The following is a 16,121-nucleotide window of genomic DNA, read 5'->3' as shown; positions in this document are numbered from 1 at the left end:
CGGATAAATTTGCATCAAAAGCGGTCAAAAGAGCACGTTATTTCTACAGTTCTCTAAATTTATCTGCGAAAAGAGCCACTTTTTCCCAATTGGTGTACTCCACCTCTTTGGTCGTATCGGTTTCGCCACCCGTCATCGACATAATGAACCTAATCATAGTTCTGTCGAACCAGCTATAACGTGGGTAATAAAGTGCACCAGCAAAAACACCGATTAGCGTTGGTTTCCAAGGCGACTTAATTAGGAACTTGCGAATGTAGGCACTACCTTCAGGTGTATCCTTTCCTTGGTCCTCTTTACGAGCGGTTAGGTTTACGCAGAAAAATGCCACTTTATTTTGCTCCAATTGATTGAGGTTTCGCTCAATAAACTGGTATAGCTTTTTATTAAGATGGCCATAGCGAATAGAGGCGCCTATCAATACTCTGTCGTATTGGCTGAAGTCAATCGTCTCGACATTATGTAAATCCACCAGCTCACAATCGAAATCTGGAAGTTGTTCATCTATATAGTGGAGAATTTTTTTAGTCTGCCCTTCGCGGGAAGAGTATAGAAATAATGCTTTTGCCACGATTTCCCCTTAGCTACGCCAAAACGTCGGCGTAAGTAGAATAAGTAAGGTAAAGATTTCCAAACGACCAAACAGCATAGAAACTATTAATACCCATTTTGCTTTGTCGTTAACATCACCAAAGTGAAGCGCCACTTCTCCCAAGCCAGGACCGAGGTTGTTCAGAGTCGCAGCCACCGCCGAGAACGCACTGAGCTCATCCATTCCTGTTGCAATCAACCCCAACATACAAACCACAAATACCAATGCGTATGCGGAGAAGAAACCCCAAACCGCATCGACAACACGTTGCGGTAGGGCACTGCCACCTACTTTGATGGTGTAAACCGCGCGTGGATGGACTAAACGTTTTAGTTCACGCGCACCTTGTAAGGTAAGAAGCAGGATACGGATCACTTTCATGCCGCCGCCTGTTGAACCAGCACAACCACCTATAAAGGAAGAGAACAATAACAGCACAGGTAAGAAGAGCGGCCAATCCGCAAAACCTGTTGTCGTAAAGCCCGCTGTTGTGGATATTGATACGGTTTGGAACAGAGCCTGATCGAAAGCATCGTATGTCGATGTGTAAGAATGATGTTTCAGTAATAATAGAAAGCAAATGATAAATAGCAGCACTTGAATAAACAAGAAGGCGCGAAACTCAGGATCTTTCCAGTAATACTTGGGATGTACGCCACCTGATGCAAATGCAGCAAAGTGCAGTGTGTAATTACATGCAGATATAAGCAGAAAAACCACAGTAATCAGGTTAATCGCGTAACTATCAAAATATCCGATGCTGGCATCGTGGGTAGAGAAGCCGCCAATAGCAATGGTGGAAAAGCTGTGACTGATGGCGTCAAATGGCGTCATACCAGCTAACCAAAAAGCCGAAGCACAGGCGATAGTCAGGCTCAAATAGATGTACCAAAGCGCCTTAGCAGTTTCTGCTATGCGCGGCGTCACTTTAGTGTCCTTGACTGGACCAGGGATCTCGGCGCGGTAAAGCTGCATACCACCAATGCCAAGTACTGGCAAAATCGCCACCGCTAATACGATGATTCCCATACCGCCGAACCACTGCAGTAACTGTCGATAGAATAGAATCGCTTTAGGTAACTCATCCAAACCAACAATAACGGTCGCCCCGGTCGTCGTGAGAGCAGAAAACGATTCAAAAAACGCATCTGTCACTGAGACGTTCGGGTTGTCAGCAATGAGAAAGGGGATCGAGCCTGCACTGCCAAGTACTGTCCAGAATAAGACGACAATAAGAAAGCCATCTCGAGCTTTAAGCTCGTGCTTATACCTGCGGTTTGGGTACCAACAAACGGCCCCACAAAACAGCAGAACAAAAAATGTCGTGACAAAAGGCACACCAGCACCATCTCGATAGATCAGCGCAACGAGTGCTGGCGCAAGCATAGTGACACTAAAGAGTGCGAGCAGTAGCCCGACGATTCGAATAATTGAACGAAATTGCATGGATAAATTGACTAGCGAAGCTGTCCCTGTTGCTTCCTGTTTTTCATTATTGTCCGTCTAGCGGAGTGACAATTGCCTTTGCCCCGCTTTTATTAATGATTGCTTGGGTAAACGCGCTCACTTCTCGAAGCTCAATTTCCACCACTAATACGACCTGATCGCTGTATTCAGCCTCGACTTCTATCGCACCAAATTTCGGCATGATTGATTGTGCGATCGGCATAAACCCATAGTCTAACGTTAGTCTGAGCTTTGTGGTTATTTTTTTCTCAATAGTTTGAAGCAGCTTGAGCGCTTGTTGTACCCCACCCCCATACGCTTTAACCAAGCCGCCTGTACCTAACTTGATTCCACCAGAGTATCGCGTGACCACAGCCGTGATCTCCCCCACACCAGATCCAGACAGCTGAGCAAGGATCGGTTTACCTGCCGTCCCTGAAGGTTCTCCATCATCACTAAAGCCCCACTGCATCGAATCTTCTGGTCGACTAGCAACAAAGCCCCAACAGTTATGTCTAGCATCAGCGTGTTTAGCTTTGATTTGATCAACAAATGCTTTTGCAGCTTCGATACTTGGCGTGTGTGCCAAATAAGTAATGAAGACGCTCTTTTTAATTTCTTCTTCAAATTGAGCGGGCTCTGCTGGAATCAGATAAGGCTTGTCATTCATAGGATTATGGATTCAGGTTTATTTGCCTGAAGTCTATCACGAGTGTGATTTACCCGTCGCATAAGATCTGCCACAGCGCACAATGTTAAACACTTGTTTAAAAAATGTATTGAAATTAGACAATCCACGATCCAAACTAACTTTACTGGTCAAACCAGAACAAAAATAAAACGACTTCCTCGATACCTATTTGCCGAGGTACACGGCGTCGTTGAAATAGGTATACAGACAATCCACGATTGTATGTCATGGAGATAGACAATGATTTACCAAGCCGAAACCCTACAGGTAAAGGAAATACAAGATGGTATTGCAGAGCTAAGCTTCTGCTCTCCAAAATCCGTCAACAAACTCGACCTAGCGACATTGGAATCGCTAGATAAAGCTCTTGATGCGCTCATTGCCCATCAAGGCCTCAAGGGGTTGTTGCTCACTTCAGATAAAGACGCATTCATTGTAGGCGCAGACATTACCGAGTTTTTAGGTCTGTTTGCTAAAACGGATGCCGAGCTCGACCAATGGCTGCAATTTGCTAATAGCATCTTTAACAAATTAGAAGACTTACCCGTTCCGACCATCTCAGTGATCAAAGGCCACGCTCTTGGTGGCGGTTGTGAATGTGTGCTAGCAACAGACATGCGTATTGGTGACAAAACCACCAGCATCGGCCTACCAGAAACGAAACTGGGAATCATGCCTGGCTTTGGTGGTTGTGTACGCTTACCTCGCGTTATTGGCGCAGACAGCGCAATGGAAATCATCACCCAAGGTAAAGCATGCCGTGCGGATGAAGCATTGAAAATTGGCTTACTCGATGCAGTTGTAGAGACTGATGCTTTATACGAATCAGCACTACAAACTCTTAACTCTGCAATTAACGAGAAACTTGACTGGCAAGCACGCCGAGCACAGAAAACATCTCCGCTAACGCTGAGTAAGCTTGAATCAATGATGAGTTTCACCATGGCGAAGGGTCTGGTGGCACAAAAAGCAGGCCCTCACTACCCTGCCCCAATGACAGCCGTTATCACGATTGAAGAAGGTGCTCGCTTTGCACGTAATGAAGCGTTAGACATTGAACGTAAGCACTTCGTGAAATTGGCTAAATCGGAAGAAGCAAAATCACTCGTTGGCCTATTCCTTAATGATCAATACATCAAAGGCATTGCGAAAAAAGCAGCGAAGTCAGCAAGTAAAGACACGCAACGTGCAGCCGTGTTAGGTGCAGGTATCATGGGTGGCGGCATTGCTTACCAATCAGCGCTAAAAGGTGTGCCTGTCTTAATGAAAGACATCGCGCAAGCGTCGCTCGACCTAGGCATGACTGAAGCATCTAAGCTGCTGAATAAACGCTTATCTCGCGGTCGCATTGATGGCTTTAAGATGGCGGGTATTTTAGCGTCAATCACACCGAGCCTACATTACGCAGGTATTGAAAACTCTGATGTGATTGTTGAAGCTGTCGTTGAAAACCCGAAAGTAAAAGCAGCAGTTTTAAGTGAAGTTGAATCCCATGTCGGTGACGACACCGTTATCACCTCAAACACCTCGACGATTCCTATCAACCTATTGGCAAAATCACTAAAACGCCCAGAAAACTTCTGTGGTATGCACTTCTTCAACCCAGTGCATCGTATGCCTCTTGTTGAGATCATCCGTGGTGAGCATACCTCTGATGAAACCATCAATCGTGTTGTGGCGTATGCTGCGAAAATGGGCAAATCACCAATTGTCGTTAATGACTGCCCAGGGTTCTTCGTTAACCGCGTATTGTTCCCATACTTTGGCGGCTTCAGCATGCTACTTCGTGATGGTGCTGACTTTACGAAAATCGACAAAGTCATGGAGCGTAAATTTGGCTGGCCGATGGGACCGGCGTACTTGCTTGACGTAGTCGGCATTGATACCGCGCACCACGCACAAGCTGTGATGGCTGACGGTTTCCCTGAGCGTATGGGTAAACAAGGTCGTGATGCGATTGATGCACTGTTCGAAGCAGACAAATATGGTCAGAAAAATGGTAATGGCTTCTACAGCTACACCATAGATAAAAAAGGTAAGCCGAAGAAAACCTTCTCCGAAGCGATCTTACCGGTACTTGCTGACGTTTGTGCCGATAAGCAGGACTTTGACGATCAGACCATCATTCAACGTATGATGATTCCAATGATCAACGAAGTGGTGCTGTGCCTACAAGAAGGCATCATCGCAACTCCGCAGGAAGCAGATATGGCATTGGTTTATGGTCTTGGTTTCCCTCCATTCCGCGGTGGCGTATTCCGCTATCTAGACAGCGTGGGTATTGCTGAATACGTTGAAATGGCAAAACAACACGCCGAGCTAGGTGCGATGTACCAAGTACCGCAAATGCTGATTGATATGGCGGCGAAAGGTGAAAGCTTTTACGGTGCACAACAGCAAGGTTCTATCTAAGGAGGGATTCTAAAATGACTAATCAAACAAGAAATGTTGTCGTAGTCGATTGTCTACGTACTCCAATGGGTCGCTCTAAAGGTGGTGCTTTCCGTCATACACGAGCAGAAGATCTATCTGCGCGCCTAATGAAAGGCATTCTTGCGCGTAACCCACAAGTGAACCCAAGCGAGATTGAAGACATCTACTGGGGCTGTGTACAGCAAACACTAGAGCAAGGCTTTAACGTTGCACGTAATGCGGCGCTGCTTGCTGGTCTGCCGATTGAAATTGGCGCCGTGACGGTGAACCGCTTGTGTGGCTCATCAATGCAAGCGCTTCACGATGGTACACGTGCCATCATGACTGGCGATGCTGAAATCTGCCTAATTGGTGGTGTTGAGCACATGGGGCATGTGCCAATGAACCACGGTGTAGACTTTCACCCAGGTATGTCAAAGAACGTAGCAAAAGCTGCGGGCATGATGGGCTTAACGGCTGAAATGCTGGGTAAATTACATGGCATTAGCCGTGAGCAACAAGACGAGTTTGCCGCTCGCTCTCACGCTCGTGCGCACGCAGCAACCGTAGAGGGTCGTTTTAAAAACGAAATTCTACCAATTGAAGGCCACGCAGCAGACGGCACACTGTTCACTCTGGATTACGACGAAGTGATTCGCCCTGAAACATCCGTTGAAGGTCTATCTCAACTTCGCCCAGTGTTCGACCCAGCAAACGGTACAGTAACAGCCGGTACATCATCGGCTCTGTCCGATGGTGCATCAGCGATGTTGATCATGAGTGAAGAGAAAGCCAATGAGCTTGGCTTGAAGATTCGTGCACGCATTAAAGGTATGGCCATTGCGGGCTGCGATCCTTCTATCATGGGTTACGGTCCTGTACCTGCGACGAAAAAAGCGCTCAAGCGTGCCGATCTTTCAATTGAAGACATGGATGTGGTTGAGCTAAACGAAGCATTTGCCGCGCAGTCTCTGCCGTGTGCTAAAGACTTAGGCCTGCTTGATGTTATGGATGAGAAGGTCAACCTTAACGGTGGTGCGATAGCATTGGGTCATCCACTCGGCTGTTCTGGTTCACGTATCTCAACAACGTTGATCAACCTAATGGAAGCGAAAGACGCGAAATACGGTCTGGCCACCATGTGTATCGGTTTGGGTCAGGGCATTGCGACAGTATTTGAACGACCATAACAGTTCAAGACGTTGTTGTAGTGATCGAGCCAACAATCATAAGCAAATGAACTAGTACTAAAATTTTTAGTATTACACTTAAGGGCGACAATTGATGTCGCCCTTTGTTTTACATCAAACATGCATGAAGAGCATACATTAAATGCTCAAGTTTCATTTTATTCATAGACAAAGAAGACATACACTTAGACCAGTTGATATCTTGCTGCATGTGACCCAGAGTCATGCTACCGCACAATCGGAGAACCTTATGTTTAATGCTCTAGTTCTAAATCAAGAAGACAAACGTACTATCGCTAACATCGAGCAAATCGATGAAACACAACTGCCTGAAGGCGACGTTCTGATTGACGTTGATTACTCATCGTTAAACTACAAAGACGGTCTTGCGATCACAGGTAAAGGTAAAATCATCCGTAACTTCCCGATGGTGCCAGGTATTGACCTAGCAGGTACGGTAGTAAGCTCAGAAGACGACCGCTACCAAGCTGGTGACAAAGTTGTCCTTACTGGCTGGGGCGTGGGTGAAAACCACTGGGGTGGTATGTCTCAGCGTGCTCGTCTAAAAGCGGATTGGCTAGTACCACTACCAAAAGGTCTAGACAGCAAGAAAGCAATGATGGTTGGTACTGCTGGCTTCACTGGTATGCTGTGTGTTCAAGCACTGCTTGATGCAGGCATCAAACCTGAAGATGGCGAAATCCTAGTAACTGGCGCAAGTGGCGGTGTAGGCTCAGTCGCAGTAACGCTTCTAGCACAGCTTGGCTACAAAGTTGCTGCAGTGACAGGTCGTGTAGAGAAAAACGGCCCGCTACTTGAAAAACTAGGTGCTAGCCGCATCATCGACCGTACTGAATTTGAAGAACCAGCACGTCCGCTTGAAAAACAAGTATGGGCAGGTGCGGTTGATACTGTAGGAAGCAAAGTACTAGCAAAAGTATTGGCGCAAATGGATTACAACAGTGCAGTTGCAGCTTGTGGTCTTGCTGGTGGTTTTGATCTACCAACCACAGTGATGCCGTTCATCCTACGTAATGTTCGCCTACAAGGTGTGGACTCAGTAATGTGCCCAACAGAGAAACGTATCGCTGCATGGGAAAAGCTGGTCGAGCTACTACCAGACAGCTACTTCGAGCAAGCGTGTACTGAAGTTGCTCTTGCTGAAGCACCAAAATATGCAGAAGACATCACCAACGGTCAAGTAACGGGTCGTGTGGTTATCAAGCTATAAACACTGACTCAGTGTAAACAGACGAAGAGCCGGCATTGCTGGCTCTTTTTTGTTAGCAGTTCAGTCCCATATCTTCGATACGTTTAGCTATCAGACGGCTACACTCTTCACGCACAATCGTTCTTAACCATTCTTGAGCGGGAGAATGCTCGCAACGCGCATGCCAAATCATCGAGTATTCAAACGGCGTGAATTGGAATGGTAACGGTTTCACCACCAAGTCATAACGCTCGGCAACCAGATACGCCAAGTCCGCTGGCACTGTGATGATAATTGGCAAGGTATCCATGATCGCCAATGCGGCTTCTAAATGATAAGCCCGCAGAACCATTTTACGCTTAGGTTTCTCCATCAAAGCTTGTTCGATCAGTGCCTTAACACCATCACTGATGGCGATCATGGCATGTGGATGACTCAGATAATCATCCAAGCTCATTTCTTTATCCGCTAATGGATGCTGTTTTGAAAGCATACACAGCACCCCCACTCGCCCCAACACTTCACTGCGTAGAGTCTCCACCGGGCCTGTCGGGCGACAAATCGCTAAGTCTGCACCTTCATAAGTGAGCTGATCTGATAAACGGTCGTGTTGCAGTGGTAAGAAGTTGAAAGACACGTTTGGCGCTTCTTGGTAAATTCTCGGCAAAGCGAACGGTAAGATTGTTTGCATGGCATAGTCGGTGGTCACGATGTTGAAAGTCTGTACGCATTGCAATGGGTCAAACTCAACCGGAGATAACAACTGACGTAAAGACTCTAATGGTTCGCCCAATGAGCGATCGATCTCTAACGCTTTCTGAGTTGGGATCAAATGCTGTCCCTGACGAGTAAACAGCGGGTCTCCCAATAAGTCGCGTAGACGACCAAGCACACGACTCATTGCCGATTGACTCAAGTTCAGACGTGTTGCCGCCTTACTGACACTGTTTTCTTCTATCAGTACTCGCAACGCAACCAGTAAATTTAAATCTCGGCGATAGATATCTTCCAGTTCCACGAATTAGCCACTTATTTTGTATGTGTTTGGGTAAATTGTACTCTTTAGGCAAAAAAAATCCCGCCTTTCAGCGGGGAAGCCCAAGAAAAATGGGGATAGTGTCGGAATGAAGTGTCGGTAAAAAATAGGTGAGCGTTATTAAAAGCATTCTGATCCAAGCAAGAAGCGCTAATTTTCTTGCTCAGATGCGCCAGACCATCTGCGCATCTCGATCCAAATCCCAATAATAGTGGCAACCATGCCTACTAGAGGCGTCAAAGAGGTGTCAGCTGGCGTCCTGAGTACCAATGCACAAAACGAGATAAAACACAGCACTGAGTAAATCGTAAGTCTGTCTAACGCTGTTAACATTGCCTCTCCCTTGCCAGTTGTTACCAAATTGTTAATTTAAGGTAAAGCAAAAAATTCGGTTTGCCAAGTGGTTATTGAATATTTTTTCAACGAAAGTAAAATTCAACGCTCAGTTAGTTACGAGAATCACACTATGAGCTTTAATCCTGAACTGGCAAACAAGACATTAGAGGCGGAAGGACTGCGCTGCCCAGAGCCAGTGATGATGGTCAGGAAGACAATTCGCAACATGCAAGATGGTGAGATTTTGCTGGTCAAAGCAGACGATCCATCCACAACTCGAGACATTCCGAGTTTCTGCCGCTTTATGGACCACCAATTAGTTGCGGCACAAACGGAGCAAGTTCCGTATCAGTACCTGATCAAGAAAGGATTGGAATAATTTGGTCGAACTAAAAACGGCAGCCAATATTGGCTGCCGTTTGTTTATTCGTCGTATTCGAGTGTGCGAACTTCTGATTGGAGCTTGTTAAGTTGTTTCTTCATTGCCCGCATCTCTTCATGCATAGGAATGATGTGAGCGACACGAATCCACGCTTCTACTGTCAATCCAGTAAGAACGAACGATCCTGCTACAATCGGTAACCACATATCAGTTAGCACCATCGCTAGTAAACACAGCGCTAAACCAAAAGTGAATAAATAACTCTGACTCTTCGGGGACATCCCCATGTAACGTGTAAGCATAAACTTGCCCTCTCGCTATCATTCACACCATTAAACTACCATGACAAGTATGACACTTATATGTCATCCGTCACGCAACGGAACGATTTAGAGTCAGAGTTTGAACTCGCGCAGCACGCTACTAATGATTGATAACTCACATCATTTCACGTGCAAAAAATCAGAACAGTGCAGCCCCTATTGCCAGAGCAATAAACAAAAATGCGGTGATTTTACGGATCAGCCCTAAAGGCATCTTGTCGGCCGACAATTTACCAATCAGGACCACAGGTACATTCGCCAGCAGCATACCGATTGTGGTACCGATAATCACCAAACTTAACGCATCCGCGTATTGCGCCCCTAAGATGGAAGTGGCGATCTGAGTTTTATCGCCTATCTCCGCAACGAAGAACGCGATAAAGCTGGCAATAAATGGGCCTCGATTAGAAATCTGCTCGTCATCATCCAGTTTGTCCGGGATCAGAACCCAAGCCGCCATCGCGACAAAACTGACCACCAACACCCACTTTAAAATCTCAGGTGATAGATAGTCTGCGACAACCACACCTAACCATGCAGCCAAAGCGTGGTTGGCAATAGTTGCCAAAAAGATTGCTGCAATAATTGGGATTGGTTTTCGGTAACGACTTGCGAGTAATAGAGATAGCAATTGGGTCTTATCGCCAATTTCTGCTAACGCTACAGTAGTAATTGAAATAGCTAAAACGCTCACGACATGCTCATTGGGGCAGGGATTATTATTTTTAACCGAAGACAAACCTCACGCCCCTACCCCGGTTCGTGATGATTTGTCTAAGGTCTTGCTAAACTTGAAAGGCTTCAAGTCTCGAACGCCATGGTGATTTTGCACCAATTATGTTGACGGACGAACCAGATGAAACAGAAACTTCATCAGGTAAGCTACTCCCCAAAGACAGGCGCAATTCTAGCCACCTTTGTTGCGCTTCTCAAGAGCCAAAGCAGGCGAAAACTCCCTTTTAGGAAAAATACAGCAGATAACGCGGTAAAAATTCATTAAAGGAGAAAATCGCCCACGAATTAATCAAGATTAGCTCTACTCCCATGCTCAATATCTGGTTATACTAGATTGTTAATTTATTCAACCGTAATTACTCTTTATCGCCGTTGTTAGAGTTGAAAAACTCGGCATAGATGACGAATTAACGAGTAACAAGAGAATCGCGCGAACCTGACTTATGCAAAAATACGATATCAAAACCTTCCAGGGAATGATCCTCGCGCTGCAGGATTATTGGGCTCAAAATGGTTGTACCATTGTTCAACCGCTAGATATGGAAGTGGGTGCGGGTACCTCTCACCCAATGACCTGTCTACGAGCGCTTGGCCCAGAGCCAATGTCGACAGCTTACGTACAACCTTCACGTCGTCCTACTGATGGCCGTTACGGTGAAAACCCTAACCGTCTTCAGCACTACTACCAATTCCAAGTAGCGCTAAAACCATCGCCTGACAATATTCAAGAGTTGTACCTTGGCTCCCTTGAAGTTCTTGGTATTGACCCTCTTGTACACGACATCCGTTTCGTAGAAGACAACTGGGAAAACCCAACACTAGGCGCATGGGGTCTGGGCTGGGAAGTTTGGCTAAACGGCATGGAAGTGACTCAGTTTACTTACTTCCAGCAAGTTGGTGGTCTTGAGTGTAAGCCAGTAACTGGTGAGATCACTTACGGTATCGAACGTCTAGCAATGTACATCCAAGAAGTAGACTCTGTTTACGACCTAGTTTGGAACATCGCACCAGACGGCAGCAAAGTGACTTACGGTGACATCTTCCACCAAAATGAAGTAGAGCAATCGACTTACAACTTCGAGCACGCAGACGTTGAATTCCTATTTGGCTTCTTCGAACAGTGTGAAAAAGAGTGTAAAGAGCTACTTGAGCTTGAAAAGCCACTGCCACTACCTGCTTACGAGCGCATCCTAAAAGCCGGTCACGCATTCAACCTACTAGACGCACGTAAAGCGATCTCAGTAACTGAACGCCAACGTTACATCCTACGCATCCGCAACCTGACTAAAGCAGTTGCAGAAGCATACTACGCATCGCGTGAAGCTCTTGGCTTCCCAATGTGTAAGAAAGAACAAGCGTAAGGGGTAGAGTAACATGGCAAAAGAATTTCTAATCGAGCTAGGTACAGAAGAGCTACCACCAACGCAACTTCGCACTCTAGCTGAAGCATTCGCAGCAAACTTCGAAGCAGAACTAAAAGGCGCTGAGCTTGCTCACGAAGGCGTGAAATGGTTCGCGGCACCTCGTCGTCTTGCACTTAAAGTCGCAGCACTAGCAGACAGCCAGTCTGACAAAGTTGTTGAAAAGCGTGGTCCTGCGGTTTCTGCAGCGTTTGACGCGGAAGGCAACCCAACAAAAGCGGCTCAAGGTTGGGCACGCGGTTGTGGCATCACTGTTGACCAAGCAGAACGCATGGTTACAGACAAAGGTGAATGGCTACTGTTCAAACAAGAAGTGAAAGGTCAGCCAACGTCTGAGATCGTCGTTGAACTTGCAGCGAAAGCACTAGCAAACCTACCTATCGCAAAACCAATGCGCTGGGGTAACAAAACAACTCAGTTCATCCGTCCAGTTAAGACGCTAACCATGCTAATGGGCAGCGACCTAATCGAAGGCGAGATCCTTGGTGTTGCTTCTGACCGCACTATCCGTGGTCACCGCTTCATGGGTGAGCAAGAGTTCACTATCGATTCTGCTGAGCAATACCCTGCGATCCTAGAAGAGCGCGGTAAAGTAATGGCAGATTACGAAGCGCGTAAAGCAATCATCCTAGCTGACGCACAAAAAGCGGCAGCAGCGGTTGGCGGTATCGCTGACCTAGAAGATGACCTAGTAGAAGAAGTAACGTCTCTGGTTGAATGGCCAGTAGTACTAACAGCGAAGTTCGAAGAAGAGTTCCTAAAAGTGCCTTCTGAAGCGTTGGTTTACACCATGAAAGGTGACCAAAAATACTTCCCTGTTTACGACGAAAACAAGAAGCTACTACCTAACTTCATCTTCGTATCGAACATCGAATCAAAAGAACCTCGTTACGTAATCGAAGGTAACGAGAAAGTAGTTCGCCCTCGTCTTGCTGACGCAGAATTCTTCTTCAACACAGACCGTAAGCGTCCGCTTATCGACCGTCTGCCTGAACTAGAGCAAGCGATCTTCCAAAAGCAACTGGGTACGATCAAAGACAAAACAGACCGCATCACAGAGCTTGCTGGCTACATTGCTGAGCAAATCGGTGCTGACGTTGAGAAATCAAAGCGTGCTGGTCTACTAGCAAAATGTGACCTAATGACCTCAATGGTATTCGAATTCACGGATACTCAAGGTGTTATGGGTATGCACTATGCTCGCCACGACGGTGAAGCAGAAGAAGTTGCAGTAGCACTGAACGAGCAATACATGCCTCGTTTCGCAGGTGATGAACTGCCATCAAACGGTGTTTCAACTGCAGTTGCAATGGCAGACAAGCTAGACACTATCGTAGGTATCTTCGGTATTGGTCAAGCGCCTAAAGGCAGCGATCCATTCGCACTACGCCGCGCATCTCTAGGTGTACTACGTATCATCGTTGAATACGGCTACAACCTAGATCTTGTTGACCTAGTAGCGAAAGCGAAGTCACTGTTTGGCGACCGCCTAACCAATGACAACGTTGAACAAGACGTTATCGAGTTCATGCTTGGTCGTTTCCGTGCTTGGTACCAAGACGAAGGCTTCAGCGTAGACATCATTCAAGCGGTTCTAGCTCGTCGTCCGACGAAACCAGCAGACTTCGACCAACGAGTTAAAGCGGTTTCTCACTTCCGTGAACTAGAAGCAGCAGAGTCTCTAGCAGCAGCGAACAAACGCGTAGGTAACATCCTAGCGAAATTCGACGGCGAACTAGCAGCAGACATCGACCTAGCACTTCTACAAGAAGACGCAGAGAAAGCACTAGCAGAAAGCGTTGAAGTAATGACAGAAGCGCTAGAGCCAGCATTTGCTACAGGTAACTACCAAGAAGCCCTAAGCAAGCTAGCAGACCTACGTGAACCAGTTGATGCGTTCTTTGATAACGTAATGGTAATGGCAGACGACGAAGCACTTAAGAAGAACCGTCTGACACTACTGAACAACCTGCGTAACCTGTTCCTACAGATCGCAGACATTTCTTTGCTTCAAAAGTAATTCATTACTCTTCAAAGTGATTAAGAAATAACTAAAAGGGAAGCAGATGCTTCCCTTTTTTGTTGCCTTCAAACCGATGAAGGTGACGCTTATTATTCATTTTGTGAACAAGGCGAAAATTTGTAGGGTGAGACGCGTTTAACTTGTTGGTGTAGAGCTCGGATTGTAGAGGCACAGTTTTGCTATAACTGGACTGTTTATTCGGGGGAAGGACACAATGAAAAAAACAATTCTCGCACTCTCTATCGGTCTACTGAGCGCCTGCAGCCAGATTCCAGAAAATGCCATCGTATTAAGCGTTGGTGATGATACCGCTGTTTTTGAGGAAAACTCACAGGGCTTACTTGTCGCCGAGCAAAAACTCGAAAAAGGCAGCTACACCTTTACCATTGCCGACAGCAAGCAAAGCTGTGGCAGTAGCTTTGCTCTTGCAGAAGAAGATCGCATCAAATTCAATCGTCCATTAAAAATGGATAACTGCGCCACTGATGCACAAATGCCGCTGCGCATCTTCAAAGCCAATACCTATCAATTTACGCTCAATCCAACCACCAACGAGCTGACAGTAAAAATCAAACCAAAACAGAGTCAGGACATCACCTACTCTTGTCCTGTCGCAACTGACACGCCAAAAACCATCAATGTTGCTCAAACCTTTAATGATGGCACTGTCGTTCGTGATGCCTTAACCGGACAAGAAGCCACAGTCGCCAATGGCAGCGTCACCATGCAACCGGGTCCTATGAGCCAAGGTCTATTGCTGCTAGAAGAACTTGAACAGCAAGCCGATAAACCTTTCAGCTGGGATAACGCGACGGTGTACTTCGTCATGACCGACCGCTTCTACAATGGCAACCCAGACAACGACAACAGCTACGGTCGCAGCAAAGATGGAAAATACGAGATTGGTACCTTCCACGGTGGTGACTTAGCGGGTCTAACGAAAAAACTCGATTACATTGAATCACTCGGTGTGAATGCTATCTGGATAACTTCACCACTGGAACAAATCCACGGCTGGGTTGGTGGCGGCGATAAAGGCGACTTTAAGCACTATGGCTACCACGGCTACTATCACCAAGATTGGACCAAGCTTGATGCCAACATGGGTACCGAAGATGAACTCAGAACCTTCGTCGATACCGCCCATAAGAAAGGCATCCGCGTGATTTGGGATGTAGTCATGAACCACACAGGTTATGCGACATTAGCAGACATGCAGGAATTCGGCTTTGGTCAGCTTTACCTAGATGACCAAGAAGCCAAAGAAGTCCTCGGTGAAAAATGGACCGACTGGCAGCCAAAATCAGGACAAAGCTGGCACAGCTTCAACGATTACATCAAATACGGTGATAGCGAAGCGTGGGATAAATGGTGGGGCAAAGATTGGATCCGCACCGACATTGGTGACTACGATGCGCCGGGCTACAACGACATCACCATGTCTTTGAACTACCTACCGGATCTCAAAACCGAATCAACTCAAAAAACCGGACTACCAAACTTCTTCCGCAATAAAGACACCAATGCGCAAGATGAGCTGCAAACCCCGCGTGAACACCTGATTACCTGGTTATCCGATTGGGTGCGCGACTATGGCATTGACGGCTTCCGTGTCGACACCGCTAAACACGTTGAAATGGAAGCGTGGGCAGAGTTGAAAGCCAGCACCACCCAAGCGCTTGCTCAATGGAAACAAAACAACCCGGACAAAGCCTTGGATGACCTACCTTTCTGGATGACAGGTGAAGTATGGGCACACAGCGTGGTGAAAAGCCCGTATTTCGATAACGGCTTCGACTCCATAATCAACTTCGAGTTCCAATCTGATGTAGCACCAAAAGCGCTGAAGTGTTTCGCTCAACTTGATAATGATTACCGCCGTTATGCAGAACGCATCAATACCGATCCTGAGTTCAATGTGTTGAGCTACCTGTCTTCACACGATACACAGCTGTTTTGGTCGGCTCGCAGCCGCAGTTTTGATGACCAAGCTCGTGCCGCGAATGCACTGATGCTGGCTCCCGGTGCAGTACAGATCTATTACGGTGATGAGATAGCTCGTGATTTTGGCATTACTGGTTCAGACGCCCACCAAGGCACACGCTCAGATATGCCATGGGATAAGATTCATGGCGAGCGAGAAGATCTACTGCAACATTGGCAAAAGTTGGGCGAATTCCGTAAACGCCACCCAGCGGTAGCTCAAGGTAAGCACATCACTCGCAACCAAGAAGGTTACTACGCGTTCGAACGCCAATACCAAGACGACAAGGTGCTGATTGTTTACACCGGTGAGTAAATCACACTCTCTCCACCAGCAAGGG

The 16,121-nt window shown here is 46.7% G+C and carries 14 protein-coding genes; 7 read left to right on the top strand and 7 right to left on the bottom strand.

Annotation, left to right across the window (positions count from 1 at the left end):
* Positions 1 to 43: 43 nt before the first annotated feature.
* The 3 genes from hemG to R7R24_RS19375 are packed head-to-tail and all read right to left on the bottom strand — an operon-like array spanning position 44 to position 2,708.
* A complete protein-coding gene (hemG, locus tag R7R24_RS19385; protein ID WP_005378894.1) occupies positions 44 to 571 on the bottom strand; it encodes a menaquinone-dependent protoporphyrinogen IX dehydrogenase in 528 nt (175 codons plus the stop codon).
* Between the two features lie 9 nt (positions 572 to 580).
* Positions 581 to 2,038: a TrkH family potassium uptake protein gene (locus R7R24_RS19380; RefSeq protein ID WP_005378893.1), complete on the bottom strand. Its 1,458-nt coding sequence runs from the start codon at positions 2,036 to 2,038 to the stop codon at positions 581 to 583.
* A gap of 46 nt (positions 2,039 to 2,084) precedes the next feature.
* Positions 2,085 to 2,708, bottom strand: a complete 624-nt coding sequence (locus tag R7R24_RS19375; RefSeq protein ID WP_054579434.1) for a YigZ family protein — start codon at positions 2,706 to 2,708, stop codon at positions 2,085 to 2,087.
* 261 nt (positions 2,709 to 2,969) lie between these two features.
* On the opposite strand from R7R24_RS19375, the gene fadB reads away from it, so the two are divergent.
* From fadB to R7R24_RS19360, 3 genes are all read left to right on the top strand, one after another.
* The gene (gene fadB, locus R7R24_RS19370; protein WP_054579435.1) at positions 2,970 to 5,141 is read left to right on the top strand and encodes a fatty acid oxidation complex subunit alpha FadB; all 2,172 of its coding nucleotides are present in this window, start codon (positions 2,970 to 2,972) and stop codon (positions 5,139 to 5,141) included.
* Between the two features lie 14 nt (positions 5,142 to 5,155).
* Complete coding sequence (gene fadA / locus R7R24_RS19365; protein ID WP_054579436.1) at positions 5,156 to 6,331, top strand: acetyl-CoA C-acyltransferase FadA; 1,176 nt, start codon at positions 5,156 to 5,158, stop codon at positions 6,329 to 6,331.
* 250 nt (positions 6,332 to 6,581) lie between these two features.
* Positions 6,582 to 7,562 carry an MDR family oxidoreductase gene (locus R7R24_RS19360; RefSeq protein WP_054579437.1) on the top strand — a complete coding sequence of 327 codons (981 nt, stop codon included), beginning with the start codon at positions 6,582 to 6,584 and terminating at the stop codon, positions 7,560 to 7,562.
* Positions 7,563 to 7,614: 52 nt separating this feature from the next.
* Here R7R24_RS19360 and R7R24_RS19355 read toward each other — a convergent pair whose 3' ends face one another.
* Both R7R24_RS19355 and R7R24_RS19350 read right to left on the bottom strand, forming a co-directional pair.
* Complete coding sequence (locus tag R7R24_RS19355; protein ID WP_054579438.1) at positions 7,615 to 8,559, bottom strand: LysR family transcriptional regulator; 945 nt, start codon at positions 8,557 to 8,559, stop codon at positions 7,615 to 7,617.
* A 168-nt stretch (positions 8,560 to 8,727) separates the two neighbouring features.
* Positions 8,728 to 8,910 (bottom strand): hypothetical protein, encoded by a 183-nt coding sequence (locus R7R24_RS19350; protein ID WP_005378880.1) that lies wholly within the window; start codon positions 8,908 to 8,910, stop codon positions 8,728 to 8,730.
* Positions 8,911 to 9,043: 133 nt separating this feature from the next.
* Here R7R24_RS19350 and tusA point away from each other — a divergent pair, with 133 nt between their 5' ends.
* A complete protein-coding gene (gene tusA, locus R7R24_RS19345) occupies positions 9,044 to 9,292 on the top strand; it encodes a sulfurtransferase TusA (protein ID WP_005378879.1) in 249 nt (82 codons plus the stop codon).
* A 44-nt stretch (positions 9,293 to 9,336) separates the two neighbouring features.
* On the opposite strand, the gene R7R24_RS19340 is transcribed toward tusA, so the two are convergent.
* Together R7R24_RS19340 and R7R24_RS19335 are read right to left on the bottom strand one after the other, a co-directional pair.
* Positions 9,337 to 9,597 (bottom strand): hypothetical protein, encoded by a 261-nt coding sequence (locus tag R7R24_RS19340; protein ID WP_005378878.1) that lies wholly within the window; start codon positions 9,595 to 9,597, stop codon positions 9,337 to 9,339.
* Positions 9,598 to 9,757: 160 nt separating this feature from the next.
* Positions 9,758 to 10,312, bottom strand: a complete 555-nt coding sequence (locus R7R24_RS19335; RefSeq protein ID WP_005378877.1) for a TMEM165/GDT1 family protein — start codon at positions 10,310 to 10,312, stop codon at positions 9,758 to 9,760.
* 484 nt (positions 10,313 to 10,796) lie between these two features.
* On the opposite strand from R7R24_RS19335, the gene glyQ reads away from it, so the two are divergent.
* The 3 genes from glyQ (at position 10,797) to R7R24_RS19320 (ending at position 16,096) form a co-directional block, all read left to right on the top strand.
* The gene (glyQ, locus tag R7R24_RS19330) at positions 10,797 to 11,714 is read left to right on the top strand and encodes a glycine--tRNA ligase subunit alpha (protein WP_005383818.1); all 918 of its coding nucleotides are present in this window, start codon (positions 10,797 to 10,799) and stop codon (positions 11,712 to 11,714) included.
* Between the two features lie 13 nt (positions 11,715 to 11,727).
* Positions 11,728 to 13,794 carry a glycine--tRNA ligase subunit beta gene (gene glyS, locus R7R24_RS19325; RefSeq protein WP_005378875.1) on the top strand — a complete coding sequence of 689 codons (2,067 nt, stop codon included), beginning with the start codon at positions 11,728 to 11,730 and terminating at the stop codon, positions 13,792 to 13,794.
* Between the two features lie 217 nt (positions 13,795 to 14,011).
* Positions 14,012 to 16,096 carry an alpha-amylase gene (locus R7R24_RS19320; RefSeq protein WP_005378874.1) on the top strand — a complete coding sequence of 695 codons (2,085 nt, stop codon included), beginning with the start codon at positions 14,012 to 14,014 and terminating at the stop codon, positions 16,094 to 16,096.
* Positions 16,097 to 16,121 lie beyond the last annotated feature (25 nt).

This window comes from Vibrio sp. 704, assembly GCF_033339295.1.
Note: the sequence above shows the minus strand (reverse complement) of the source record. Positions and strands in the feature narration are given on the sequence as shown.

Coding starts and splice junctions, on each gene's coding strand:
- R7R24_RS19340 (WP_005378878.1), bottom strand. CDS start 9,597: ATGCTTACACGTTACATGGGGATGTCCCCGAAGAGTCAGAGTTATTTA.
- R7R24_RS19380 (WP_005378893.1), bottom strand. CDS start 2,038: ATGCAATTTCGTTCAATTATTCGAATCGTCGGGCTACTGCTCGCACTC.
- R7R24_RS19350 (WP_005378880.1), bottom strand. CDS start 8,910: ATGTTAACAGCGTTAGACAGACTTACGATTTACTCAGTGCTGTGTTTT.
- glyS (WP_005378875.1), top strand. CDS start 11,728: ATGGCAAAAGAATTTCTAATCGAGCTAGGTACAGAAGAGCTACCACCA.
- R7R24_RS19360 (WP_054579437.1), top strand. CDS start 6,582: ATGTTTAATGCTCTAGTTCTAAATCAAGAAGACAAACGTACTATCGCT.
- tusA (WP_005378879.1), top strand. CDS start 9,044: ATGAGCTTTAATCCTGAACTGGCAAACAAGACATTAGAGGCGGAAGGA.
- glyQ (WP_005383818.1), top strand. CDS start 10,797: ATGCAAAAATACGATATCAAAACCTTCCAGGGAATGATCCTCGCGCTG.
- R7R24_RS19320 (WP_005378874.1), top strand. CDS start 14,012: ATGAAAAAAACAATTCTCGCACTCTCTATCGGTCTACTGAGCGCCTGC.
- R7R24_RS19375 (WP_054579434.1), bottom strand. CDS start 2,708: ATGAATGACAAGCCTTATCTGATTCCAGCAGAGCCCGCTCAATTTGAA.
- fadB (WP_054579435.1), top strand. CDS start 2,970: ATGATTTACCAAGCCGAAACCCTACAGGTAAAGGAAATACAAGATGGT.
- fadA (WP_054579436.1), top strand. CDS start 5,156: ATGACTAATCAAACAAGAAATGTTGTCGTAGTCGATTGTCTACGTACT.